20 protein-coding genes and 2 pseudogenes are annotated in these 25,102 nt (G+C 72.8%); 8 read left to right on the top strand and 14 right to left on the bottom strand.

Annotated elements, in window-relative coordinates:
• Positions 1-142 (bottom strand): annotated as a pseudogene (locus tag PUR56_RS03490) (electron transfer flavoprotein subunit beta); the annotation flags it as partial.
• A 447-nt stretch (positions 143-589) separates the two neighbouring features.
• On the opposite strand from PUR56_RS03490, the gene PUR56_RS03495 reads away from it, so the two are divergent.
• Complete coding sequence (locus tag PUR56_RS03495) at positions 590-2,038, top strand: hypothetical protein (RefSeq protein WP_329947796.1); 1,449 nt, start codon at positions 590-592, stop codon at positions 2,036-2,038.
• A gap of 2 nt (positions 2,039-2,040) precedes the next feature.
• On the top strand, positions 2,041-2,673 hold the full coding sequence (locus PUR56_RS03500; RefSeq protein WP_329947797.1) for a hypothetical protein: 633 nt from the start codon (positions 2,041-2,043) through the stop codon (positions 2,671-2,673).
• A gap of 29 nt (positions 2,674-2,702) precedes the next feature.
• Here PUR56_RS03500 and PUR56_RS03505 read toward each other — a convergent pair whose 3' ends face one another.
• Positions 2,703-4,868, bottom strand: a complete 2,166-nt coding sequence (locus PUR56_RS03505; RefSeq protein ID WP_329947798.1) for an ATP-binding protein — start codon at positions 4,866-4,868, stop codon at positions 2,703-2,705.
• A gap of 294 nt (positions 4,869-5,162) precedes the next feature.
• On the opposite strand from PUR56_RS03505, the gene PUR56_RS03510 reads away from it, so the two are divergent.
• Both PUR56_RS03510 and PUR56_RS03515 read left to right on the top strand, forming a co-directional pair.
• Positions 5,163-8,396 carry an AfsR/SARP family transcriptional regulator gene (locus PUR56_RS03510; RefSeq protein ID WP_329947799.1) on the top strand — a complete coding sequence of 1,078 codons (3,234 nt, stop codon included), beginning with the start codon at positions 5,163-5,165 and terminating at the stop codon, positions 8,394-8,396.
• 148 nt (positions 8,397-8,544) lie between these two features.
• The gene (locus PUR56_RS03515; protein WP_329947800.1) at positions 8,545-8,736 is read left to right on the top strand and encodes a hypothetical protein; all 192 of its coding nucleotides are present in this window, start codon (positions 8,545-8,547) and stop codon (positions 8,734-8,736) included.
• A gap of 51 nt (positions 8,737-8,787) precedes the next feature.
• On the opposite strand, the gene PUR56_RS03520 is transcribed toward PUR56_RS03515, so the two are convergent.
• The 3 genes from PUR56_RS03520 to PUR56_RS03530 all read right to left on the bottom strand — a co-directional run bounded on the left by PUR56_RS03520 (position 8,788) and on the right by PUR56_RS03530 (position 12,264).
• Positions 8,788-9,585 (bottom strand): family 1 encapsulin nanocompartment shell protein, encoded by a 798-nt coding sequence (locus tag PUR56_RS03520; RefSeq protein WP_329947801.1) that lies wholly within the window; start codon positions 9,583-9,585, stop codon positions 8,788-8,790.
• Positions 9,582-10,694, bottom strand: a complete 1,113-nt coding sequence (locus tag PUR56_RS03525; RefSeq protein WP_329947802.1) for a Dyp-type peroxidase — start codon at positions 10,692-10,694, stop codon at positions 9,582-9,584. Before PUR56_RS03525 ends, PUR56_RS03520 begins: the two co-directional genes overlap by 4 nt.
• A gap of 211 nt (positions 10,695-10,905) precedes the next feature.
• Positions 10,906-12,264 carry an MFS transporter gene (locus PUR56_RS03530; RefSeq protein ID WP_329947803.1) on the bottom strand — a complete coding sequence of 453 codons (1,359 nt, stop codon included), beginning with the start codon at positions 12,262-12,264 and terminating at the stop codon, positions 10,906-10,908.
• Positions 12,265-12,537: 273 nt separating this feature from the next.
• Between PUR56_RS03530 and PUR56_RS03535 the strand changes: the two genes are divergently transcribed.
• Entirely contained in the window at positions 12,538-12,942 is a 405-nt protein-coding gene (locus tag PUR56_RS03535; protein ID WP_329947804.1) for a winged helix-turn-helix transcriptional regulator, read from the top strand.
• A gap of 109 nt (positions 12,943-13,051) precedes the next feature.
• Here the strand turns inward: PUR56_RS03535 and PUR56_RS03540 are convergent, their stop codons facing one another.
• From PUR56_RS03540 to PUR56_RS03555, 4 genes are all read right to left on the bottom strand, one after another.
• Positions 13,052-13,705 (bottom strand): FMN reductase, encoded by a 654-nt coding sequence (locus tag PUR56_RS03540; protein ID WP_329947805.1) that lies wholly within the window; start codon positions 13,703-13,705, stop codon positions 13,052-13,054.
• Positions 13,702-14,829, bottom strand: a complete 1,128-nt coding sequence (locus PUR56_RS03545) for an LLM class flavin-dependent oxidoreductase (protein ID WP_329879654.1) — start codon at positions 14,827-14,829, stop codon at positions 13,702-13,704. Before PUR56_RS03545 ends, PUR56_RS03540 begins: the two co-directional genes overlap by 4 nt.
• Positions 14,830-15,014: 185 nt before the next feature.
• Positions 15,015-16,232 carry an MFS transporter gene (locus PUR56_RS03550; RefSeq protein ID WP_329947806.1) on the bottom strand — a complete coding sequence of 406 codons (1,218 nt, stop codon included), beginning with the start codon at positions 16,230-16,232 and terminating at the stop codon, positions 15,015-15,017.
• Between the two features lie 107 nt (positions 16,233-16,339).
• The gene (locus PUR56_RS03555; protein WP_329947807.1) at positions 16,340-16,936 is read right to left on the bottom strand and encodes a TetR/AcrR family transcriptional regulator; all 597 of its coding nucleotides are present in this window, start codon (positions 16,934-16,936) and stop codon (positions 16,340-16,342) included.
• 176 nt (positions 16,937-17,112) lie between these two features.
• On the opposite strand from PUR56_RS03555, the gene PUR56_RS03560 reads away from it, so the two are divergent.
• Positions 17,113-17,874 carry a PP2C family protein-serine/threonine phosphatase gene (locus PUR56_RS03560; protein WP_329947808.1) on the top strand — a complete coding sequence of 254 codons (762 nt, stop codon included), beginning with the start codon at positions 17,113-17,115 and terminating at the stop codon, positions 17,872-17,874.
• A 182-nt stretch (positions 17,875-18,056) separates the two neighbouring features.
• On the opposite strand, the gene PUR56_RS03565 is transcribed toward PUR56_RS03560, so the two are convergent.
• The 4 genes and pseudogenes from PUR56_RS03565 to PUR56_RS03580 all read right to left on the bottom strand — a co-directional run bounded on the left by PUR56_RS03565 (position 18,057) and on the right by PUR56_RS03580 (position 22,761).
• Positions 18,057-20,642 (bottom strand): collagenase, encoded by a 2,586-nt coding sequence (locus tag PUR56_RS03565; protein WP_329947809.1) that lies wholly within the window; start codon positions 20,640-20,642, stop codon positions 18,057-18,059.
• A 365-nt stretch (positions 20,643-21,007) separates the two neighbouring features.
• A pseudogene (locus PUR56_RS03570) lies at positions 21,008-21,442 on the bottom strand (RNHCP domain-containing protein); the annotation flags it as partial.
• 472 nt (positions 21,443-21,914) lie between these two features.
• Positions 21,915-22,487: a DoxX family protein gene (locus tag PUR56_RS03575; protein WP_329947810.1), complete on the bottom strand. Its 573-nt coding sequence runs from the start codon at positions 22,485-22,487 to the stop codon at positions 21,915-21,917.
• A 136-nt stretch (positions 22,488-22,623) separates the two neighbouring features.
• Positions 22,624-22,761 carry a hypothetical protein gene (locus tag PUR56_RS03580; protein ID WP_329947811.1) on the bottom strand — a complete coding sequence of 46 codons (138 nt, stop codon included), beginning with the start codon at positions 22,759-22,761 and terminating at the stop codon, positions 22,624-22,626.
• A 47-nt stretch (positions 22,762-22,808) separates the two neighbouring features.
• Here PUR56_RS03580 and PUR56_RS03585 point away from each other — a divergent pair, with 47 nt between their 5' ends.
• Together PUR56_RS03585 and PUR56_RS03590 are read left to right on the top strand one after the other, a co-directional pair.
• Entirely contained in the window at positions 22,809-23,405 is a 597-nt protein-coding gene (locus PUR56_RS03585) for a TIGR03086 family metal-binding protein (RefSeq protein ID WP_329947812.1), read from the top strand.
• Between the two features lie 186 nt (positions 23,406-23,591).
• A complete protein-coding gene (locus PUR56_RS03590) occupies positions 23,592-24,233 on the top strand; it encodes a hemerythrin domain-containing protein (RefSeq protein WP_329947813.1) in 642 nt (213 codons plus the stop codon).
• Here the strand turns inward: PUR56_RS03590 and PUR56_RS03595 are convergent.
• Complete coding sequence (locus PUR56_RS03595; RefSeq protein ID WP_329947814.1) at positions 24,217-24,942, bottom strand: VOC family protein; 726 nt, start codon at positions 24,940-24,942, stop codon at positions 24,217-24,219. The genes PUR56_RS03590 and PUR56_RS03595 overlap by 17 nt on opposite strands.
• Positions 24,943-25,102 lie beyond the last annotated feature (160 nt).

Raw genomic sequence — 25,102 nt, forward strand, 5'->3', positions numbered from 1 at the left:
ACGCCTGCTCCACGCCGTACTCGTCCAGCTCCGACAGAAGGCCGTCCACGCCCTCCCGGTCGGTGGTGTGATCGTCCGAGAAACGACGGTCACCCGTCGCGTCCGGCACGTGCTTCACACAGACAACGATCCTCAAGCTCATGAGCGGTTCTCCTGGTACGGGTGCACTTGGTACGGGTGCACTGGTCCACGGCCTCAGGTCATGCCGAGGGTACTGAGTGCCAAGTCCGGCGCACCGCGCCCTGCGTGCGGCGCGCGCCACCTGGACCGGCATGCCCTGTCGGCTCTCTTCGACTGGCGTCAGAGGCTCTCCCGAGAGAATACGGCACTCAGTACCCCTCGTAAAGGAACTCAGTACCCTTCGGCCCTCCGGCGGGTCCGGCAGAGGGGCCGCGAACGGCGCCCGCGAGCCAGCGAGCCGGCGAGCCGCGGGAACGGGCCGGGCGGTGGACCGGGGAAAGGCTGCGCGCAAGGTTTGCGCAAGCACCTGCCAGGACCCGTCATGGAATCCGCCAGACCGCCCGGGCAGACCCTCGTCGGGGCCGCCGAGACCCGGGGCCCCGGACCGGGATCAAGGAGGGGGACCGACATGACCTTGGTGCACGGGGAAGTCCGCCACGGGGAACGGCGGAACGGACAGCAGGGCGGGGAGCGGCCGGGCAACCGGCGGTCGTGGGCCACGCTGACCGACTGCAAGGAGGTGCTGGTGGTCGTGCACTCCATGGTGTACGGCCAGCGGCTGCACGACATCTACCCGCTGCTCGGCGCGGACCTGCGGGTCCACGTCCAGTTCACGGTGGCGCCGCACGCCTTCAACGGGGGTGCGGCGGCACACGTCCGGCGGCTCGGTGGCACGGTGCTGCCGTGGGCGGAGGCCGTCCGGCGGGAGTTCGACCTGGTGCTGGCGGCCGGCTCGCAGGGGCTGGAGCAGTTGCGCGGCCCGCTCGTCCGGCTGCCGCACGGGGCCGGGCACATCAAACTGTCACCCGGGCAGGCAGGGGTGGCAGGCGCGACCGGCCCGGCGGAGGCGACGGGCGGGGGCTCGGCCGGCGAGCGCGCGGTAGGAGGAGACCCGACGGACGGGGGTGCGGCGGGTACGGAACCGGTGGGCGCCGAGTCCGGGCGGTCCGCTCGAACGGTCGCCGGGCTCGGGCCCGAGTACGTCACCTGGAACGGGCAGCTGGTGCCCACCGCGTACGCGCTCGCCCACCAGGACGACCTCACCGAACTCGGCCGCGGCTGCCCGGAGGCGCTGCCGATCGCCGAGGTGGTCGGCGACGGCTGCTACGACCGGATCGCCGCCGCGCTCCCCGCCCGCGAACGGTACCGGGCGGCGCTCGGGCTGCGGCCCGACGAGCGGCTGGTGGTGGTCTGCTCCACCTGGGGCAGCGGCTCGCTGTTCACCAGGCTGGACGCGGTCCTGCCTCGGCTGGCCGCCGAACTGCCCCGGCACGGCTACCGGACCGCGCTGCTGGTCCACCCCAACGTCGCCGCCCAACACAGCCCCTGGGCCGTGCGCTCCTGGGCGACGGCGACCTCGCGCGGGGCGGTCACCGTGCTCTCGCCCGAGGAGGACTGGCGGCCGCTGCTCGTCTCGGCCGACTTCATCATCGGCGACCACGGCTCCGTCACCCTGTACGGCACGATGACCCGGGCGCCGATCCTGCTCGCCGAGTACCCGCACCGGGACGTCAATCCGCGGTCGCCCGGCGCGCTGCTCGCCCGCACGGCGCCGTCACTCACCCCCGCCCACCCGCTGACCGCCCAGCTCGCGTACGCGGCGGAGCAGTACCGGCCCGAGGAGTACGCCGCCATCGCCGCGCGGATCAGCTCCGAGCCGGGCCGGTTCGACCGGCGGATGCGGCGGCTGCTCTACCGCGTCCTCGGTCTGGGCGAACCCGCCCACGCGCCGGAACCACCGGCGCTGCCCCTTCCCCCGCCCCTGTCGCTCGTGTCGTCCTCGGGGGGCGCGGGGTTCGCCGGGCCCGGCGAACCCGGCGGATCTGCCGGACACGGCGGACACGGCGGGTGGGGGTGACCGTGGCCGCACTGCACACGGTGCGGCTCGCCCCGGCCGACGGCCTCGCGCCGTCGGCCGGGGCGCCCGCCTCGCTCTTCGAGGCCCGCGTCCACTCCCCCGCCGGCTTCTGCCACGGTCTGCTCACCAGCTGCCTGCGGAACGATCCGGACGGCGACCCGCTCGCCCGCACCTTCGTCGACGAGCACCTGGCGCTCGACCTCACCGACCCCGACGCCGGCCGGTGGCGCCACCATGCCGACGTCCTCCACCTCCGCGCGCCCGATCCCCGACAGGCACTCGCCCGGCTCGCCGCCGTCCTGCGGGCGTACCCCGGTTGCGCGGTCGCCTCGGCCGAGTGCGGCGGCGGCTCGTTCCTCGTCCTCGCCCGGACGGGAGGGCGGCTGGCCCTCCGGCTCCGGCCCGGCACCGGCGGTCCGCCGTCCTCCTGGCCGCGGTCGGCCGTCGGTTCGCTCGCCCACGCCTGGTTGGCCGCCGGGCGGGCACTGGCCGAGATCACCACGTTGGCCGCCTCGGCGTCCTCCCCGCACGGGTCGCTCGGCGGCAGGTTCGGCCGCGGACGGCGGCCCGGCACACCCTCCCCGCCGACCGCCCCGCCGACCGGGCGCCCACCCGGACGGCCCGACGGCCGGTGAGCCGAACCGACCCGCGCCCGGCGGCACCACTACTCCGGGCCCGCCTCCCCGTCGTCCGGCGGGGAGGCGGCGGCCCCCAGGGCGTCGAGGCCGGCGGCCAGGCGGGCGGCGTCGGGGGCGGCCAGCGCCCGGTAGTGGGACAGCGACTCCCGGTACCGGGCCGCCGCCTCGGTGAGGCGCCCGCGGTCACGGGCCAGGTCGCCGGTGAGTTCGAGGACACGGGCCTCCCAGTGCCGGGCCTGACCGGTACGGAACTCGGCCAGCGCCTCCGCGTAGCAACGCTCCGCCTCCCCGTCCGCACCGAGCGCCGCGTGCGCCTGACCGAGGAAGGCGAGCGCCCGGGCGGCCTCGTACGCGGCGGGCACGGCGGCCAGCTCACGGTGGGCGCCGGTGATCACCGGGACGGCCTCGGCGGCCCGCCCGGCGGCGAGCAGGACGTCACCCAGCGCCAGACGGGCGAGGGCGGTGCCACGGGCGTAGCCCCGGGCCTCACGCAGGGTGACCGCCCCGCGGAGGCACTCGGCCGCCTCGGTGAGCCGGCCCGCCGTCCGGTGGGTCTGGCTCAGGCCGTAGAGCGCGTCGGCCTCGACGAGCGGGTCGCCGACCGTCCGGGCCAGCGCGAACGCCTCCTCGAACCAGGCGGCCGCCTCCTCCCCCTCCCCGGCGTTGCGCAGGCCGGTGCCGCCGGAGGTGAGCATCCGCAGCTCCCCGGCCCGGTCGCCGGCCGCGCGGGCGGCGGCCCGGCCGATCCGGTGCGCCTCGATCCAGAGCCGGGCCGGACGCCGCCGGAGGAACAACGGCCACATGGCGTCGACGAGTTGCCAGGCGACGGCGGTCCGGTCGGTGGCGGCGGCCCAGCGCAGTGCGTCCGCGAGCCGGTCGGCCTCGGCGTCCAGCCAGCCGAGGGCCTCCGCCTCTTCGGTGAACTCTCTTGCGCGGGGCACCGGTTGCCGCGTGTAGTCACGGCCCAGGGTGCGGTGGCTCGGGCTGAGCAGCGCCTCGGCGGCGGTCGCGGAGGCCAGGTACCAGTCGAGGACACGGTCGACGGCGGCCCGGCCCTCCGGCGCGTCACGGACCTCGACGGCGAGCGCCCGGGCGTGCAACTTCACCAGATCGTGAAAACGGAATCCGCCCTCCATCTCCTCCAGGAGGTGGACGTCGATCAGGCCGTCGAGCAGCCGGTCCGCCACACCGGGTGCCAAGTCGCCCACCGCGCAGGCGACATCGAGCGTGAAGACGGGGAAGGGCAACAGACCGAGAAGCCGGTAGAAGCGCGCCGCGTCCGCGTCCAGCACCTCGAAGGACGCGTCCAGCACATGGTGCACGGCCTCTCCCTCCACGTCGAACGCGGCGAGCCGGTCGGATTCGTGGCCGAGCGCCTCGGCGGTGGCGGCGAGCGACTGGACCGGGCGGGCCGCGATCCGGGCGGCGGCCAGACAGACCGCGAGCGGCAGGCCCGCGCAGCGCTCCACCACCTCGGCTGCGGCGGCGCGTTCGCGGGCCACCCGGTCCTCGCCGACCCGCTGGGTGAGCAGTTGCGCCGCCGCGTCGTCCGAGAGCAGGTCGACCTTGCGGAACACGGCCCCGTCTATGCCGAGGCCGGTGAGGCGGCGCCGGCTGGTGACCACGACGACGGCGTGCTCCGAACCGGGCAGCAGCGGGCGGACCTGCGCCGCCGTGGAGGCGTTGTCGAGCAGCACGGCGATCCGGCGCTCGGCGGCCAGCGAGCGCCACAGCGCGGCCCCCTCCGCCAGGCTGCCGGGCACCGGCGTGATCCCGAAGGCCCGCAGGAAGGCGCCCAGCGCCTCGGCCGGGTCGGCCGGCCCGCCCGGGGCGTGACCGCGCAGGTCGGCGTAGAGCTGGCCGTCGGGGAACCTGCCGGACAGGCCGCGCAGCCACTGGGTGGCGAGCACCGTCTTGCCCACCCCGGCCGGACCGGTCACCACCACCGTGACGTCGGCGGCGTCGGTCGCGTCGCCCAACGACCGGTCCAGCGCCGCGAGATCGTCCTCGCGTCCGACCAAGCGTCGTGGCACCGGGGGGAGTTGGCGTGGCACGGGAAGCGCCGGGGCCGGGGCGGGCCCGCCGTGGATGTGCACGCTCCGGATCGACCCGGCCTGGACCACCGAACCGCCCACCCGGGTGCCGGAGACCGAGTAACTCCCGCCCGTCGGCTGCTGATCCGCCTCACTCACCGGCCGCTCCCGCCGGCCGGCCGTGCACCCGGCTGCGCATCCGGCTCCGTGAACGTCACAGGCTCCACTGGTCCCCCTACCCGCAGAACGACGTATCCGAGTGGCAGGACCCCGACGGTGATCAGAGGTGATCAAATACCGTGCAGCCGATACCACATGACGCATGGTCATATGGAGAATATGCCAATAACCTCGATCCCTGAAGAAGGCAGACGGTATAGCAGCGGCGCCCGAAAGCGTGGGATGCTCACCTCCGACACGGCAAGCTGGTAGCCAACCGGCGGGGGGCGTCGAATGGAGTTCCATCTTCTGGGCTCGGTTGAACTTTCGGTGAACGGCGAGTTGTTGGCGATTCGCTCGGACAAGCGTCGCCGCCTGCTCGCCGCCCTGGCCCTGGAGGTGGGGCGACCGCTCTCGCACGAGTGGCTGGCCAACAGGATCTGGGACGAGGAACCGCCGCCCAGCGCGCTGGCCAGCATCTACAGTCACGTCTCCCGCATTCGGAGCGAGTTGCGAAAGGCCGCCGACGCGGAAGGCCTCAGCGCGCCCCGGGACGTCCCCACCATCGACACCCGATCGCACACGTATGCGCTTCGCACCGACCCCCAATTGATCGACTGGCATCGCTATGTCGACCTTTCGCGGCGAGCCCGCCAACTCGCCGACAACGGGGACGACGTCCAGGCGCGGACCGTCCTGAGCCGGGCCGAGGAACTGTGGCGCGGCGAACCGCTCGCCGGACTCCCCGGCGGCTGGGCCCAGTCCACCCGCGCCACCATGGCCGACCAGCGCCTCGCCACCACCCTCCTGCGGGTCGAGATCGACCTCCGGCTCGGCCGCCACAGCGAACTCATCCCCGAACTCACCGCGCTCCGCGAGGAGCGCCCCACCGACGAACGCGTCGCCGCCCACCTGCTGGTCGCCCTCCACGGCGCCGGCCGCCAGGCCGAGGCGCTCGCCGTCTACCCCGCCGTCGTCCGCCGCCTCCGCGCCGACCTCGGCACCGCCCCCGGCGCCGCCCTCACCCGCCTCCACGAGCGGATGCTGCGGGGCGCCCCGGTCGCCGAGTTGTTCACCCGTCGCGATCCTCGGGGAGCCCAGACCCCCGCCCGACAGGCAACGCCAGTACGCCACCCCGAGCAGGACAGTCGGTCCAATCTCCCGGCGCCCCCGCATCTCGTCGGAAGGGTAGCGGAGTTACACCGGCTGCGGTCAGGTCCGACATCGGCCCTGGCCGGAGGCGGCGTGATCACGGTGGAGTCGATATCAGGGATGGCAGGAGTCGGCAAGACCGCGCTCGCCCTGACCGTGGCACATCTACTGCGGGACGAGTTCCCCGAGGGCCAGTACTACATACCGCTGCGCGCCCAGGGCGGCCCCCAGCCGCTCACCTCGACCACCGCAGCTGCCAATCTCCTGCGACTCCTGGGCGTCGGCGTCGCGGACATGCCCTCGGACAGCGCGGACCTCAGCGCGCTGTGCCGCAAACTTCTGGCCGAACGAAGGGCGATCGTCGTCCTCGACGACGCCGTCGGTCCCGAGCAGGTCCGGGACATCCTGCCGTCCGCCCCCACCTCCCTAGTGATTGTCACAAGCCGCCGGCGTCTTACCGAGCTGTCTCGTGCGAGGTCACTCTTCCTCGATGTCCTCCCGCTCAAGGACGCGATGGACTTGTTCGCCCAACTCATCGGCCCCGAAAGAGCCTGCGCATCGAGCCAGCTCGCCGAAGTGGTGCGCCGATGCGGGCTGCTTCCGCTCGCGATCGAGCTGGCTGCGAGCAGGCTCCGGGCCCGACCTTCGTGGTCCCTCGACCATCTGATCCAACGGCTCTCGAGAAAGAGCAACCGGCTTCTCGAGATCCGTGACGGCTACGCCACGGTGGCCTCCGCCTTCGAGGTCTCCTATCAGGAGCTCTCGGCCGAGCAGCGCCGCGCCTTTCGACACCTCGGTCTCCATCCCGGACCCGACTTCGGCCTCCCCGCCGCGACGGCCCTCATCGATCGCCCCCTCGACCAGACGGACCAGATCCTCGAAAGCCTTCTACGTCTGCACCTCCTCCAGGAACGCTCGCCCGAGCGCTACCAGTTCCACGATCTGCTCCAGGAGTACGCCGTCGCACTCGCACACCAGGAGGACAGCGCAGACGAGCGCGACGGCGCGCTGCGGCGGCTTGCGGGTCTCACCCTTCACGCGGGTGACATGGCGGACCGGGCCGTCTATCCGAACCGACCTCGCCAGAATTTGCCGACTCCGGGTCAGTTCGCTTTTCCGTACGACACTCTGGCCGAACTCGGACTACGCGAACCGGCCTCCGCGCGCACCTGGCTGGAGGCCGAACGAGCGGGCCTGCTCGCCCTCGCTGCGTCGCTGCGGGAGAACGGCCTGCGAGAGGCCGCCGGATGGCTGGCGCACGTGCTGGGCGCCGACCTCGACTCCCAGGGATACTGGGCCGACGCATATCAAGCACATCTCGCGAGCGTCCTGCACTGGCGCGCGACCGGGAACACTCAGCGCGAGGCATGGGCACTGCTCGACCTGGGGTCGACACTCATCCGCCTTTCCCGCTACCCGGAGGCGGGCCGGACGCTCACCCACGCGTTGACACTCGCCCGGGCCTCGGCGGACCCGGAGGCGGAGGCCGAGGTCCTGGGCAAACAAGCCGAGGTCCACTGGGCTCAGAGCGACCTCGCATCCGCGCTCGCCGTCCAGCTGAGCGGGATGGAAGTGCGCCGAACCCTCGACGACCACTGGAACACGGCCCGCTTCCTCTGCAATATCGGCGTCATTCACATTTCCATGGGGAATCACCGGGCGGCACTCGAATCGCTGACCGAGGCGCTACCGCACGCCCAGTCATTTTCGGACTCGAGTCTCGAATTCAAGATCCTCAACAATATCGGCGAGATCAGACTCGGAATGCGCGAGCGCAGACCAGCCAGAAAGGCATTCGAACGGATTATCAGAATCAACGACGGGCATGTTTCCCAGCTCGACCTGGCCACCATCAAGACGAATCTCGCCGCCACTCTTGAGATCCCGGATGAGTTCCCTGCCGCTCAGGACCTCTACCACTCCGCACTCACGACGTTCCGCGAACTCGGCAGTGTCCGGCACGAGTCGGACGCTCACAACGGCCTCGGCGATCTTCTTGAGTCGACGGGAAGCCACAGCGAGGCTTCCGCCCACCACGCGAGAGCCCTGGACCTGGCCCGCTCAGTGGGCGCAGCGCGCGAGGAGGCAGCCGCGCTGCGAGGACTGGGCCGGGTCGATCTGTCACAGGGGAATATCGAACGGGCCATCGACACGCTGACCCGGGCGACGGATCTCGCCCGCCAGCTCCACGCCGCGCAGGAAGAGGCCCGCGCCTGGGAACTACTCGTCGACGCCCATGCCCGCCTCGGGGACACCCCCGCCGCCCGAACAGCCGCCAGACGCGCACTTACCCTCCTGCATGCACTTGAAGTGTCGAGTCCGACCGATCTCGATCACCTCATGCAAGCAATTTCCACAGAAACACCACAACTGTGAGCAATATCGATCCCATGATCCGCTCACATGGATCAGTGATTCCATCCAGCCCCAGCCGTACTACGATTCCGCATATGGCAGCGCCGCACCGCCAATCGGACGGCGCCATGTTGAAACTTTGACATGCGTAGATCGGGATCAAAAGTACATGACCATGAACATGAAAAACTCGGTCATTCGCGCGGCCCTCGTTGCCGCCCTGGGGCTGGCAGGCACCTTGGGAGCTCACCAGCTCACGACCGAAAGCGCCGCCCGACCGATACCGGGCGGTTCCTTGTCGTCGAACACCGGGTCCGTCATCGCCATGCCGATCTGGGCGGCTCGGACCGTCAACGACTGAACCCCTGCGCGGGGTGCCTGCTCTGACGAGTGAGGCACCCCGCCCGACTTCTCAGCCGCCCAGGGCTACGGCGGCCTCCGCGGTGAGGAGGCGGAAGGTCAGGGACTCCTGGAGGTAGAGGTCCACGGTGTCAGGGGTGTGGGAGAGGTACCCGACGGAGACGTCCTGGCCGAGGACCAGTTCGAAGTCTCCGCCACGGGCGGAGAGCAGGAAGGCGCCCTCGACGGCCGGGGCCCAGATGATCTCGCCGTCGAGCAGGCGGGCGATGTGTGCGGCCACCGGGTAGCCGTGGTCCGAGGTCTCGCTCACGGCGGTGTAGGCCCCGGCGCCGAGGAGCAGGGCGTACGGGCCGCCGACGCCGGCGAGGCGGAGGACGGTGAGGGCCTGGCTGACGGCGGTGGGATAGTCCCGGACGTCGGCCGGGAGCGGCACCGCCGGGTTGGACGCGCCGGCGCGGATGCCCTCGATCCCCGCGGCCCGGTAGCCCTCGAAGACGGTGCGGTCCTCGGCCAGGGCGAGCGCCCGGGCGGCGTCCTTGACGGGCTGCCAGTCGGAGTCGCGGGAGCCGCGCTCGACGTCGTCGACGGCCTCGCGCGAGACGGTGAACGGGACGCGCAGTTCGACGACCGGCCGGGCCTCCCTGGCGTGGGCCACGACACCGTCCGCGGGCGGGTCGATGGAGGTCAGGTGGCCGGTTCCGACGGCGGCGAGCGCGAGGCCCTCGGGGCCGCTCAGGTCGACCACCCGGCGGCCGGCGACGTGCAGCTTGAAGGTCTGCCGGGCCTCCTCCTCGATCTCCTCCCAGGCGGCGGCCGAGACGGGGGCGAGGTCGCGGTGCAGGTTGTTCATCGTGACGGGGTCTCTTTCAGGCTGCCGATGGCGAGCGAGCCATCGAAGGAGGCGAGGGACGGGGCGCGGGGCGGCGCTGCGGGGACGGGCGGGGCGTCGGCGGTGTCCGCGGCGGGTGCGGGCGGCGGGTCGTCGAGGAAGTCCGCGGTCGGCACGTGGAAGAGGGTCCCGGTGACGGCGGTGGAGACGTCCAGCAGCCGGTCGTACGCGCCCGGCGGGCGGCCGACGAACATGTTCCGCAGCATCTCCTCCGTCACCTCCGGGTCGCGCGCGTAGCCGATGAAGTAGGTGCCGAACTCGCCACCGTCCTCGAACGATCCGAAGGCCATGTTGAACCGCATGATCTGCCGTTCCTCGCCGTCCGGGCCGGTGATCGTGGTCAGGGAGACATGCGAGTCGGCGGGTTGGGAGTCGTCGTCGAGTTCGATGTCGGTGAGCTTGGTACGGCCGACCGCCCGCTCCTGTGCCTCGACCGGCAGCCTGTTCCAGGCGTCCAGGTCGTGCAGGTACTTCTGCACGACGACGTAGCTGCCGCCCGCGAACTCCGGGTCCTCGGGGCCGACCCGGACGGCGGCGTCCGCGGCCCGGCCCTCGGGGTTCTCGGTGCCGTCGACGAAGCCGAGCAGGTCACGGTCGTCGAAGTAGCGGAAGCCGTGGACGGCGTCCACGACGGTGGCCGCCCCGGCGAGCCGCCGGGTGAGCTGGCCGGCCAGTTCGAAGCAGAGGTCCATGCGGGCGGCCCGCAGGTGGAACAGCAGGTCGCCCGGGGTGGCCGGGGCGCGGTGACGGGCTCCGGCCACCTCCCGGAAGGGGTGCAGCGCCGCCGGACGGGGGCCGGCGAAGAGGCGGTCCCAGGCGTCGGAACCGATGCCGGTGACGCAGGTCAGGCCCGCGTCGGGGGCGCGGAAGCCGACGGAGCGGCGCAGTCCGGCGAGGTCGGGGAGCAGCGCGCGGACGGTCTGCTCGCCACCGGGGTCGACGGTGAGCACCAGGAAGATCGCGGCGCTGGTGAGCGGGGCGAGGACGGGTTGCGCGTCGGGCGGGTCGGCGGGCGGCGCCGGGTCGGCGGCCGGGAGTCGGGCGGCGGACGGGGGCGGCACGGAGGGCATGGCGGACTCCGGTCTCCGGGGTCTGATCGTCCGTACGATTACACCCCAGAGCGGACATTACGGCGCGGTCGCCGCCCCGAACGCGCGAAGGCCCGTACCGGACGGAGGATCCGTCCGGTACGGGCCGGCAGGTGACACGGTCCCCGGGGCAGGTCCTGGGGCGGGGCCGGCGCGGGGCCGGGCGCGACGGTGCGGCGCAGTGGCGCGGGGGTCAGCCGCGGGTGCGGCGGCGCAGGCCGGTCGCGGTGACCAGGGCGCCGAGCACGACCGCCGCCACCGGCACCACCAGCGCGGCACGGAAGCCGTCCAGCCCGGCCTGCGCGGTACCGTCCGTGCCGGTCGCCGCCAGGTTGACGGTGGTCACCACCGAGAGGCCGAGTGCCGCGCCGAACTGGAAGGAGGTGTTGAGCAGCCCGCCGGCCAGCCCCTGCTCCTCCTCGGCCACGCCGTCGGTGGCGGCTATGGTCAGCGGCCCGTAGGCGAGCGCGAACGCCAGTCCGGTGAGGATCATGGTCGGGAACATCATCGGGTACGTCCAGTCCAGCCCGACCGGCAGGAACAGTGCGTACGAGACGGCCGCCAGGCAGAAGCCGCCGAGGATCACCCGGGCGTTGCCGAACCGCTCGACCAGCCGGGGCGTGAGCGTCGGGGCCAGTACCGCGTCCATGCCGACGGCGAGCAGCGCGAGCCCGGTCTGGAGGGAGCTCCAGCCGCGCAGGTCCTGGAGGTACAGGGTGACGACGAACTGGAAGCCGAAGAACGAGCCGGCGAAGAGCAGCGCGCCCAGGTTGGCCCGCAGGAGCGGCCCGGAGCGCAGCAGGCCGAGACGGACCAGCGGTGCGGCGGAGCGCCGTTCGATCGCCGCGAAGGCGGCCAGCAGGGCCAGTCCGCCGGCCAGCGAGGCCACCGTCCAGAGTGCCTCGGCGCCGGGCTCGCCGAGCCTGACCACCGCGTAGACCAGCAGCAGCATCGCGCCGGTGGCGGTCGCGGCGCCGGCCAGGTCGAAGCGTTCGCCGGCGCGACGGGTGGGCGCCTCGTCGCGCGGGATCAGCGGCAGTGCGGCGATCAGCAGGGCGCCGGCCAGCAGGACGGGAGCGAAGAAGACCCAGCGCCAGCTGACGGCGGTGAGCAGCCCGCCGGCCACCAGACCGAGCGAGAAGCCGGCCGCCGCCGTGCCCGCGTAGACGAGCAGGGCGCGGTTGCGGCGGGGCCCCTCGGCGAAGGCGGTGGTGATGACGGCCAGTCCTGCGGGGGTCATGAAGGCCGCGGAGAGGCCGGTGACGAAGCGGGCCAGGATGAGCATCCAGCCCTCGGTGGCGAGACCGCCGAGGCCGGAGAAGAGGACGAAGACGGTGAGCCAGAGCAGGAACATCCGGCGCCGGCCCAGCAGGTCGGCGGTCCGGCCGCCGAGCAGCATGAACCCGCCGTAACCGAGCACGTAGGCGCTCAGCACCCAGCTGAGTGAACCGGTGCTCATCCCCAGGTCGGCGCGGATCGACGGGAGCGCCACGTTGAGCATCGCGACGTCGATGCCCTCCAGGAAGATCGCGCCGCAGAGCACGAGGAGCACGGCTGCCTCCCGCCCGCCGAAGCGGGACGGGGGCCCGGAGGCGGCGTCGACCCGGCCGCCGGACGGGCCCGGGCTTCCGACAGGGCCCGGGCTTCCGACAGGGCCCGGGCTTCCGGTTTCGGGCACGGCTGATGACACGGACACGGAGGTCTCCTGGGAGTGCGCGGGGAGGCGAGGGCGACAGAACGAGCCGGTTCCTCTTCGGCCGGTCGGTTCCCTCTTGTAACCACTGGCCATCCTGAGGCAGCATCAGGAGCTGTGGAAGAAGGCACTTTGAAGTTACCGACGCACTGCGCGGGTACCGAGGACGGCTACGACGTGCTCCAGTGGGACACCCGGGAGGACTGCGAGGTCCGGCAGATCCTCGACCGGATCGCCGACAAGTGGTCGCTGCTGGTCATCGCCCTGCTCGACCGCCGCTCGCTGCGCTTCACCGAGCTGCGGCGCGAGATCGACGGGGTCAGCCAGCGGATGCTCACCGTCACGCTGCGGCAGCTGGAGCGTGACGGCCTGGTCGAACGGACGGTCCACCCGGTGGTGCCGCCCCGGGTGGACTACGCGCTGACGCCGCTGGGGCGGACGCTGCACGCCACCATCCAGTCGCTGGTGACGTGGACGGAGTCGCATCAGCGGGAGATCGCGACGGCCCGCGCCTCGTACGACGCGCGCGCGGTCTGAGCACCCTCCGCGCAGCACGGCGAAGGGGCGGGCCCGGGTCGGGTCCGCCCCTTCTTGCCGCGGGTTCGCCGCGCGGCGCCGGCGCCCTGCCGCTCCCGCCGCCTCGCCGTCAGACCCGCAGGGCGGCGAGCTGCTCGGCGAACGGGACCACGGCCTGGGCGGCCGGGGCTTGCGCGCCCGGGGCGGCCTGCTCCGGCCGGGCCGAGGGGACGCGGCCGGCCAGCAGCGCGGCGAGCTCGCCGGCCGCCCGGTCGATCCGCCCGGGGAGGCCGTCGGTGAGCCGGTCCCCCGCGGCGCCCCAGTCGTCGGTGGCCGCGTACACCGCGGTCGGGACGACGACCGCCCGCAGGTAGCTGAAGAGCGGCCGGACGGCGTGCTCCAGCGCCAGCGAGTGCCGGGGCGTGCCTCCGGTGGCCGCGATCAGCACCGGCTTGCCGGTGAGCGCGTCCGGGTCGACCACGTCGAAGAACGACTTGAACAGCCCGCTGTACGAGGCCGCGAAGATCGGCGTCACCGTGATCAGGCCGTCGGCGCGGGTGACCTCCTCGATCGCCTCGCGCAGTGCGGCGCCGGGGAAGCCCGTGACGAAGTTGTTCGCGATGTCGGTGGCGAGGTCGCGCAGTTCGACCACCGTCACCTCCACCGGCCGCCCGGCGGAGCCGAGCCGGCGGCTCGTCGACTCGGCCAGCCGGTCGGCGAGCAGCCGCGTCGAGGACGGCTTGCTCAGGCCGGCGCTGACCACCACCAGTCGGTACGCGGTCACTTGGTCACCTCCGTGGTCTCCTGCTGCTCCTGCTGCTGCTCGCCCTGCCGGGCGAGCTCGGCCGCGACCCGGGCCTCGTGGGTCGGCCCGTCCGGGACCTCGGCCGGGCGGCCCTTCGCGAACTCGGCGCGCAGGACCGGCACGACCTCCTCGCCGAGCAGGTCCAGCTGCTCCAGCACCGTCTTCAGCGGCAGGCCCGCGTGGTCCATCAGGAACAGCTGGCGCTGGTAGTCGCCGAAGGACTCGCGGAAGGTCAGCGTCTTCTCGATGACCTCCTGCGGGCTGCCCACGGTGAGCGGGGTCTGGTCGGTGAACTCCTCCAGCGAGGGGCCGTGCCCGTACACCGGCGCGTTGTCGAAGTACGGGCGGAACTCGCGCACCGCGTCCTGCGAGTTCTTCCGCATGAACACCTGGCCGCCGAGCCCGACGTACGCCTGTTCGGCGGTGCCGTGCCCGTAGTGGGCGTAGCGCTCCCGGTAGAGGTTGACCAGCTTCTGGAAGTGCTCCTTGGGCCAGAAGATGTTGTTCGCGAAGAAGCCGTCACCGTAGTAGGCGGCCTGCTCGGCGATCTCCGGGCTGCGGATCGAGCCGTGCCAGACGAACGGCGCGACGCCGTCCAGCGGGCGCGGGGTGGAGGTGAAGGACTGCAGCGGGGTGCGGAAGCGGCCCTGCCAGTCCACCACGTCCTCGCGCCACAGCTGGTGCAGCAGCGCGTAGTTCTCGATCGCGAGCGGGATGCCCTGGCGGATGTCCTTGCCGAACCACGGGTAGACCGGGCCGGTGTTGCCGCGACCCATCATGAGGTCCACCCGGCCGTCCGCGAGGTGCTGGAGCATCGCGAAGTCCTCGGCGATCTTCACCGGGTCGTTGGTGGTGATCAGGGTGGTCGAGGTGGAGAGGATGATGCGGTCGGTCTGCGCGGCTATGTACCCGAGCATGGTCGTCGGCGAGGACGGCACGAACGGCGTGTTGTGGTGCTCGCCGGTCGCGAAGACGTCCAGCCCGACCTCCTCGGCCTTGCGTGCGATGGCGACCATCGCCTTGATCCGCTCGTGCTCGCTCGGGGTGCGGCCCGTGGTCGGGTCGGGGGTGACGTCGCCGACGGTGAAGATTCCGAACTGCATGCTGCTCACCACACTCCTGGTGAATCCCGGTCGGGATCCGATCGTCAAAGTTTCAACCACCTTAGCATCGACCGTCCCGCCGATATTCCCCCGAGCGCCCCTCTCCTCGCCCCCGGCTGCCCACCGACCCCCTCCCCGGGCTGTCGAGGGCTGCCGGGGGCGGGAGCGGGGGCCGGGCGGGGAGGTCAGTCGGTGTAGGCGGGCTCGGGGGTGCGGTCGGCGGGGATGCGGTCGGTGGGGGCGGGGGTGGGGTGGGCGAGTCGGGCGCGGCGGGTACCGAGCGCCTCGGGGAGCAGGGTGAGCAGGCCCGCGACGGCGAGGCCGGCGCCCAGCCAGAGGGGCGCGCGCAGGCCCCACGCGTCGATCGCGAGGCCGCCGAACGAGGTGCTGATGATGATCCCCAGGGTGATGAAGGAGGAGTGGACGGTGTTCACCAGCGGGCGGGCGTTGCCGGTGCGCTGGACCCGGGACACCATCGCGGGGTTCATCGTGACGCCGACCAGACCGATGCCCAGCAGGAACGCGACGGCCGGCACCGGCAGGTCCGCGAAGAGCGCGAAGCCCGCCAGGAAGACGGCGTTCAGCGCCAGGCCCAGGGTGAGCACGGGCACCGCGAAGCGGTCGGCGAAGCGCCCGACCACGGTGTTGCCGACGACGGTGGCCGCGCCGTACGCGACCAGCAGCAGCGGGACGGAACCGGCCGAGAAGCCGGTGACCTCGGTGAGGATCGGGTTGGCGTAGCTGAACGCGGCGAAGGTCGCGCCGATGATCAGGGTGCTGGTGGAGAAGGTCAGCCAGAGCCTGGGGTTGCGGAAGACGCCCAGTTCGGAGCGGACGGAACCGCCGCCCTCGGCATGGTCGACGTCGGGCACGCCGGCGAGGGTGCAGAGCGCGGCGACCACGGTGAGCACGGCGACCGTCCAGAAGGCGGCCCGCCAGCCCAGGTGCTCCCCGATCACGGTGGCCAGCGGCAGTCCCAGCAGGGTGCCGAGCATCAGGCCGTTCATCGCGACGGCGATGGCCCGCCCACGGATCTCCGGGCGGGCGAGCTGCGCGCAGAGCGAGATCGAGACGCCGAAGAACGCCTGAGCCGCGACGCCGGTGACCACCCGGGCCACCAGCATCACCGGGTAGCCGGAGGCGGTCGCGGCGATCAGGTTCCCTGCCAGGAATATCGCGAAGAGAAGGATCAGGGCGTTCTTCTGGCGCATCCTCAGGACCGCGACGGTGAGGAACGGGCCGCCGAACGACATCGCGACCGCGAAGGCCGTGATCAGGTAGCCGACCTGCGGGACGGTGACGTCGAGGCCCTCCGCCAGTTGCGGCATGAGCCCGGCGACCGCGAACTCGCTGGTCACCATCGCGAAGATGCCGAGGGCGAGGACGTACACGGCACGTGGCACGGTGTTGCTCCCAGATGGTTTTGGATTGATCGGTTCAAAATTAGGGCAGGCGAAGGCACAGGAAGGCGGAAGGGAAGGCGGAAGGGAGGTCCGGTCGGGCGGTGACCTCAGGGGGCCAGGGCGTCGAGCGCGGTCGCGGCGACGGCTTCGAGGGCGGCCCGGTCGGCCCCGCCCTGGGCGGCGACCCGCATGCCGCCGATCACCGCGTTCAGGAACCGGGCCAGGTCGCCCGGATCCCGGCGGGAGGCGATCTCGCCCGACCGCTGCCCCGCCGCCAGCACCCCCCGGAGCGCGACCAGCCGGATCTCCTGGTCCCGGCCCACCATCGCGGCCGCCTCGGGGTCGCGCCCGGCCAGTTCGACGATGGTGTTCACCGTCAGGCAGCCGATGCTGCGCCCCTCCGGGCGCAGGGCGAACTCGGCGTCGACGATCCGCTCGAACAGGGCCCGGATCCGCGCCGCCGGGGGCAGCTCCGGGTCCTCCAGAAGGGCGATCTGCGGGATGGTCATCAGGTCGATGTAGCGGGCCAGCGCCCGCTTGAACAGGTCGTGCTTGCTGCTGAACGTGTTGTAGATGCTGCTCCGCCCGAGACCGGTCGCCGCACAGAGGTCCTGCGTGGAGGTGGCCTCGTAACCGTTCGCCCAGAACGCGCGCATCGCCGCGTCCAGCGCCCGGTCCTCGTCGAAGGTGCGCGGTCTCGCCATGGCAGCACCGTAGCTTTTTGGATCGGTCGGTGCAATACCCGGGAGCGGGCCCCGCCCGGCGCGGACGGCGCGGACGGCCCACCCGGCACGGACGGCCCACCCGGCGCGGACGGCACGCGCGACAATGGGAGGAGTCGGGCGCGGCCGGCCCGGAGCTCCGGAAGGACGGCGAACCGATGACGGCCTACATCGAGGTGAGCGCGCTGAGCCACGAGGGCCTGGTGCGGGAGCAGAACGAGGACAGCCTGGCCGTCGGGCCGTGGACGCTCTGTGCGACGGTGACCACCAATCCGCAGACCATGCTCTTCCCCGTCGGCCCGCCGTGCGTGGTGGCGGTCGCCGACGGCCTCGGCGGCCACCCCGGCGGCGAGGTGGCCAGCTCCCTGGTCGCGCGGCGGCTGGCGGCGGCCGGCCCGGGCCTGGTCAGCGAGGAGACCGTCCGCGAGGCGCTCCAGGACTGCAACCGGGCGGTGTACGCGGCGGCGGCCGACGATCCGGAGCTGGCCGCGATGGGGACGACGGTCGCGGGCCTGGTGCTGCTGCCCGACGAGGCCGTGGTGTTCAACGTCGGCGACAGCCGGGTCTACCGGGTCGAGGGGACGGGGCTGCGCCGGGTCAGCGTGGACGACAGTCCGCCGCTGCAACCCGGTCGGCGCACCACCTCGCTGGTCACCCAGTCGCTCGGTGGCTCGCTCGGCCTCACCTTCGTCGAACCGCACGTGCGCCGCGCCCCGCTGGCGGTCGGCGACCGGTACCTGGTGTGCAGCGACGGGCTGACCGACCCGCTCCCGGAGGACGAGCTCTTCGCCCTGCTCGACCTCCCGCCCGACGATCCCGGACGGGCCGACGGACGGGCCGCGTTCGCACTCTGGAAGGCGGCGATCGAGGCCGGCGGCCCGGACAACATCACGCTGGCGCTGGTACGGATCGGGGCGTGAGCGGGGTGGGACGACCACGGAGGTGCCCCCGGCGGTGCGCGTCGCGCGCCGCCGGGGGCACCCGGTGGACCCGCCGGCCGGAGCCGGTCGGTCGGTGGTTCGACCCCAGTGGTTCGACCTCGGCAGTTCGACGTCAGTGCGTCGAGGTCAGCGGTCGGACGTGGGGCGGACGTCGGGCCGGGTCAGTACTCGGCCTTGATGTTCGCGCCGGAGAAGCCCTGCTGGCCGTAGAGGCTGACGAACACGTAGCCGGCCGGCGGGTTGGTGATGGTGAGGGTCTCGGTGTTGTTGGAGGCGTTGACGGACCGGGCGGTGTAGGCGTTGGTGTACGCCCAGCTGCCGGTGTTGAAGTACATGTCGGCGTTTCCGGTACCGCCGGTGCTGGTGAGCTTCAGCTGCTTCACGCCGGCCGGGAGGTACAGGTAGAAGTGGGTGTAGTTGCCGGTGGTCGCCGCGAGGTTGCTGCGCCGGCAGTTCTTGTCGAGCTGCCGGACGTCGGCGCCGGAGCACTCGGGCAGGCCCGCGACGGTGACGTTCTGCCGGCTGCTCGCGGTGGCGCCCTTGTTGTCGGTCACCGTGAGCGTGACGGTGTAGGTGCCCGCCTTGGCGTACCACTTGGTCGGGTTGGTGGTGGTCGCCGTGGTGCCGTCGCCGAAGTCCCAGGCGCGGGCGGTGATGCTCCCGTCCGGGTCGGTCGAGCGGTCGGTGAAGGTGACGGCCAGCTCGCCGATCGCGGTGCCGAACGCGGCGGTGGGCGGCTGGTTGCCCGGCGGGTTGGTGGTGCCGCAGGAGCCGGCGGCGCAGGCGGTCAGCCAGCGGTCGAAGTCGGCGTCGAACCGGGTGCCGATGGTGCCGGTCAGGTAGCTACGGGCGCCGGCCCAGTCGCCGGAACGGTACTTGGCGAGCACGGCGTCCATGTCGGAGCGGTGCTGCTCCAGCATGTAGCGGACGGCCAGGTAGCCCCAGCGGTAGACCCGCTCGCTGTCGGAGTTGTTGTAGGTGGTGTCGAAGAGGGTGGAGAGCTTGTACGTGTGGAGGCCGGCGGCGGAGATCGCCGCGTCGTACGAGAGCTTGCGGTAGGAGTAGGAGACGTACTCGGCGAAGCCCTCGACCCACCAGACGGTCGGGGTGGTCATGCCGGCGTTGAAGTCGCCGTACATGTCGAACCGGCCGTCGAGGTAGTGGGTGTACTCGTGGTTGAGGTTCCAGATCTGGAATTCCGGGCGGGCCCAGTCGGCCTCGTAGGCGAGGAAGCGCGGCTGGTTGCCGGCCTCGGCGGGCTTGCCCTCCAGGTACATGCCGCCGTTGTTGGTGTCGATGCCGTAGACGCTGGCAGCGAACACCCCGTAGTCGAACCGGGAGTGGAAGACCACGACCTCGATCGTGGTGTTCCTGTCGTCGGCCACCGGGCCGTTGTCCTTCGCCACCGCGTGGAAGTACGCGTCCTGGGCGGTCAGGCTGGAGCAGGCGGTGCCGAGCTGACCGGAGTCCAGGGCCTGGGCGATGATGCGGATGCTCGGGCTGCAGGTGTAGTTGACCGTCAGGACGGCCGACTTGAGCCGGCTCGCCGAGTCACAGGTGCCGTAGTAGGAGCAGTTGCCCGGGTCGAAGGCCTCGGCCATCTCCGCGGCTGCCGCCCACTGGTAGGCGGTGCGGCCGGACGGCGAGGACTGGTCGGCCAGGCCCTTCTCCAGCGGCCGGACCTTGGCCTTGAGCGGCGCGTACTGCAGGAAGCGGCCGAGCTCGCGGGTCGCGTTGTACACCAGGAAGCTGTAGTCACCGCCGAGTTGCGCGTTGTTGGCGGTGACGAAGGAGTACATCGTGTCGAGCACGCTCGGGTCCGCCTGGACAGCGGCGGCGAAGCCGGCCGTCTGGTGGCCGCGCCAGAGCACGGTGAAGACGCTGTTGAGCGCGTTGCCCATGCCCGCGGGGTTGTGGGTGGTGGCGTCGTAGGCGCCCAACAGGCGCTTGACGACCGGGAGGTAGCGGACGTTCTCCTGCGCGCTGTCGATCAGGGTGATCGCCTCGCCGAGCGTCGCGGCGTTGGCGGCGGTGACGTCACGCGAGTGGGCGCTGCCGAAGAAGGCGTCCAGCGCGGGCCGGATCGCGTTCTGCAGGGCGGTGCCGTAGGTGCCGACGTCGGACGCGTGGTACCACTGCACGAAGTAGCCGGCGCGCAGGTAGAGCACCAGCTGGGCGGTGGAGGTGGAGTTGTCGCCCGGGTAGGCGGCGGCGGTGTCGCGCAGGGCGTTCGCCACGGTGACCATCTGGGACTCGCGGAAGGCCCCGCTCGCGTCCCCTCCCGTGAGGACGAACAGGTCGTTGATGCAGCCGAGTTCGGCGCTCTTGATCGTCTGGACCAGGGCGCTGCCGGTGCGGCCGGTGAAGTCGGACACGTTGCAGGGCTGCTCGGCGGCCGCGGCCGCGCTCTCGCCGAAGCTCTTGGCGAGAGCGCTGTTCTTGGCGGCCTTCGACCCGCTGTCGGCCGCCTTGTCGGGCGCGGTCGTCGAGAACGGGGCGCGCTCGCGCGCGGGCACCGGCCGGTTCTTGCCGTGGTCGTCGGGCGTCTCACCGATGGCCGGCTGGGGGGCCGGGTCGGTGGGGGCGGCCGAGGCTGCGGGCGAGCCGCCGCCGGGCTGCGGCGAGGCCGGGGCGGGGGCGGCCTGGCTGCGCGGCGCGAACAGCCCGACCGACAGGAGCAGTGCCAGGGCCAGCGTCAACAGCCTGGCGAGACGGGGTATTTGGTGCAGAGGGCGTGCGGCTCTCACGTGGGGGCCTCCGGGCCTGGTCGGCCGCGTTGGGGGCGCGGCCGGTGGGGGGGGTGAGGACCGTTGCGACGGCGCCGTGGGGCGGCCCCGTCGAGCACCGGTGGGGAGTGTGACATGTACAATGGCACACATCACATGACGAGGGGAAGGCCTCGGAACGGACGAAAAGCGAACGGCCGCGTCCGCGTGGAGTTCCGTGCGCGGAGGCGGCCTTGGCCCGGCCGGGGCGCGGCCCCGGGCGACGGTGGGCCGGGTCGCACCGGGTCGCCGAGGGCACCCTGACCGGGGCCGGGGTAGCTGATTGACGGGGCGCCGGATTGACGGGGCGCCGGTTCCGGCGGGTGACCCGGCGCCCGGCATCCGCCCTAGAGTCCGGCCGGTCCCGCCAGGCGTTCCAGCGGGAACGGCGGGTGGGCCAGCGGCCGGGTGGCCATCCTGAGCAGGAGCAGCGGACTGTCGTCCCCGGCGGTCCGGTTGGCGCTCAACTCGTCGCAGGCCGTGCAGCGGTGGATGATGACCCACTCCCCCGCACCGCGCACCGAGATCGAGATCGGTTCCATCCGGGCCCGGCACTCGGACGCCCGGTCGCCGGGGACGCGGTCGTCGAGGTGCAGGCTGAACAGGCAGTTCGGGCAGTGGTTCCGGTGCGCGGTGCCCGGCGCGCGCAGCGGTACGTCCAGCCGGCAGTTCCGGCAGCGGAACGACTCGGCGGCGCGGCCGGTCGGCTCGCCGGAGCGCCGGCCGGCGCGGCGGTCGGCGCGGCGGTCGGCGCGGCGGTCGGCGCGGCGGTCGGCGCGGCGGTCGGACGGGTCCGGACGGGCGTCGGCACGGGAACGGGCATGGCCGTGGGTTTGGAACTCCGCGTACTCGGCGGAGAGTTCGAGGTGGTCGGTGCGGTGTTCGAGGCGGTCACGGTGTCGTCGGGACACGTCGGGTGGCTCCCTGAGGGATGCGGTCGGAACGGTCGGCCCAGGATGAGGTGAGCGCCGTCCGTCCGCCCCGGAGGCGGAACCGCGGTCGGGTCAGACCGGCCGGGTGGCGGCCGGTCCGGGCGATGCGGGCTCCGTCCGGGACGTACGAAGAGCGCTCGCTGTCGACCTGGGCACGAACCCACCACTTTCATCACGTCACAGGGGACCGTCGCCGGTCGCGACACGCGCGGACACGGCAGGGGCCGCCGGTCGACCGGCGGCCCCTGCTGAAGCCCGGCGGCTCAGGCCCTCGCAACCGGTTTTCCGGTGCACGGCCGCGAACCGCGGTGGTGCGGGTCCGTCACTTGCGCACGAGCAGAACGATGCCGGCCGTCACCAGGCCGACCACGACGGCGGCGGCACCGTACAGCAGTCGGTGCGAGCGCACCACGGGCAGGTAGCGGTCCACGGCGTAGCGGCCCGGGCCGGTCAGTGCGAGCGCGGCGGCGACAGCGATCAGCAGCAGCTCGTACTCGCTGCCGCCCTTCGCCGCGAAGAAGTTGCCGCTCCAGGTGACGGCGAGGGCGTTGAGCATGGTGCCGAGGATCGCTGCGGCGGCCAGCGGGGTCAGCAGGCCGACGACGAGAGCGAGTCCGCCGCCGACCTCGGTGAGGCCGGCCACGACGGCCATGGCCCTGGGCGCGGGGTAGCCGCTCACCTCGAAGAACCGACCGGTGCCGTCGAGACCCCCGCCGCCGAACCAGCCGAACAGCTTCTGGACGCCGTGGGCGGCCATGGTCAGGCCGAGCGCCACGCGCAGCAGCAGCAGGCCGACGTCGTAGGCGTGCGGAGAGGTCGCTCCGAACTCGGGGATCGCCCGGGCAGAAGCGGAGGTGGTGGTGGGGGCGGTCGTGCTCGGGCTGCTGCTCGGCATGCGCGTCTCCATCGATGGGGGGTCGGTCGGTCGGTCGAGGAAGCTGGTTGTTCAAATTCGAACCAGCGCTGTTCGACCGTACCTGGAAGTTTGAATTTGAACAACTGACGGGACGGGGAAATTTGGCGGGGCCGGGTCAAGGAGTGGTGTAGACCGGCGCGCAGTGGCGCGCGACGGGGCGGACCCGGAGCAGCCCGGCGGGGCGGACCCGGCTGCCGACCCTGAGCAGCTCGGCGGGGCGGGGCCCGGCGGGCCCCGCCGAGGGTCCTGCCACCGGACCACCGGCGCGCGTCCCCGGGCGCGACAGGGCAGGGTGGAGGTATGGCTCATCGCAGGGAAGACCGGGCGGCGGCACGGCAGGACACCCCTTACGCCGAGGCGCTGGCCGCGTTCGGCGACCGGCTGCGGCTGGTCACCCCCGACCAGTGGGACGCGCCCACACCGTGCGCCGACTGGTCCGTCCGGGACCTGGTCAACCACCTCACGGCCGAGCAGCTCTGGGTGCCCGAGATGCTGATGGGCTCGACGACCTCGGAGGTCGGCGGCCGCTTCGACGGCGACGTGCTCGGAACCGATCCCGTCGCCACGTGGACGGCCGCCGCCGAAGCCTCCCGGGACGCGTTCGCCCTTCCCGGGGCCACGGAGCTCACCGTCCACCTGTCCTTCGGCGACGTCTCCGGTCAGTACTACCTGGATCAGCTCACCGCCGACGCCGTCGTGCACACCTGGGACCTCGCCGAGGGCATCCGCCACCGCACCCGGCTGCCCGCCGGCCTGGTGGAGTTCGCGCTCGGCGAGTACACCGGCTACGGCGACCTGTCCGGCAGCGGCCTCTTCGACCCCCCGCTCCCGGTCCCGGACGACGCCGACCCGCAGGCCCGCATGCTCGCCCTCACCGGGCGCCGGGACCACCCCTGACCCGAGGGGTCGCCACGGGAACGCCGCCCTGCGCGTCCGCGTCGGGGCCCCCGGCCCGCACCCCTGACCTGCACTTCCGCCGAGGGGCGTCCGGACACCTGCCGCGACGCCGGATACTGGAGATGTCGGACACATCGGACGAGAACGTACTGGACCGGACAAGACCGGACAGGAGGCGGGCGCACCATGAGCCGCAGGCCGGACATCCTGGACGAGTTCACCGCGGAGCACCGAGCGGTGGAGGAACTGCTCGCCCGGATCGAGGCCGCCGGGCCCGGACAGCCGTCCGAACCGTCCCCGACCCCGGCGACGACCCCGGCGACGACGGGGACCGCGGGTGCCACGGACGAGACGGGGGCGGCCCGGGCGCCGGCGGAGGCGCCCGAGGCGGCCCCCGGACCGGGGTCCGCCGGATCGGAGGCGCCCCCGGGCCTGCCCGACGAGCCGGTCGGTCTCCTCACCGACCTGCTGTTCAGCCACTGCGCCGCGGAGGAGGAGCACCTGTTCCCGGTGGTCCAGCACGACGTGCCGGACGGTGGCGCACTGGTCTTCCAGTGCATCCACGACCACCTCGCGATCGGCCAGTACCTCGCCGACCTCCAGGCCCTTCCCCCCGGCGATCCGACCTCCGGCACCCTGCTGAACGGACTCACCGAGCTGCTCCGCCGGCACCTCGCGACGGAGGAGAGGCAGCTCTACCCGGCCGCCCGCAAGGCCCTGCCGCCCGGGGCCCGGGCCGCACTCGCCGAACGGCTGCGGGCCACCCGGGAGGAGGTCGCCCGGAACCTCGGCGGGGCCTCGCCCGACGGCGTCAGCGCTTCGGGCTGATCACCGCGAACCGGCCGCCCTCCGGGTCCTGGAGCCGCGCGACCCGCCCGTAGGGCGAGTCGAAGGCCGGACCGATCGCCGTCCCGCCCAGCGCCTCCGCCCCGAGCAGCGCGGCATCGGTGTCCGGCACCGAGAACGACACCTCCCAGTGCGGGCGCATTCCGGTCGGACCGCCCGCCTGTTCACTGGCGAGCGCGGCGACGCTGTGCCCCTCCGCCCGCAGCACCACCCGGTCGTGCTCCCAGCGCACCTCGAACCGCTCCGGGTCCCGGCCGTCCCAGCGGAACACCTCGCCGTAGAAGAGCGCGGCCGCGAACGGGTCGGGCGTGCGCAGCTCGATCCAGACCGGGGCGCCCGGCAGGTCCAGCTGCCGGGCCCGGCCCGGCGGGCCCTCCCAGATCCCGAACAGCGCGCCCGCCGGGTCCGCCGCGAACGCCACCCGGCCGACGTCGAAGGCGAGCGGGCCGACGGCGAGCGTCGCCCCGCGCTCGCGGACCGCGTCGGCCGCGGCATCGGCACTCTCGGTGCCGAAGAAGCTGGTCCACGCGACGGACATGTCCCAGTCGCCGCCCGCCACACCGAGTCCGGCGACCGCCTCCCCGCCGGCCACCGCGTGCACGTACGGGCCGAAACGATCCGGCGCCGGCTCGAACTCCCACCCCAACAGCGGTCCGTAGAACGCCTTGGCCGCGTCGAGATCGCGCGCCACCAGGCTCACCCAGCACGGAACGGCCGCTACACAGCGCACCGCGGCCGTTGCCTCACCGCTGCCCATCGCGTACCTCCTGGTCCCGGCCGCCGGGCCCCTCCCGACTCGCACGGCCGACCGGCCGCCCGGGCGAGTTCAGCCTAGGCCGACGAGGCGACCC

The organism is Streptomyces sp. BE303, assembly GCF_036290945.1.
GTDB lineage: Bacteria > Actinomycetota > Actinomycetes > Streptomycetales > Streptomycetaceae > Kitasatospora.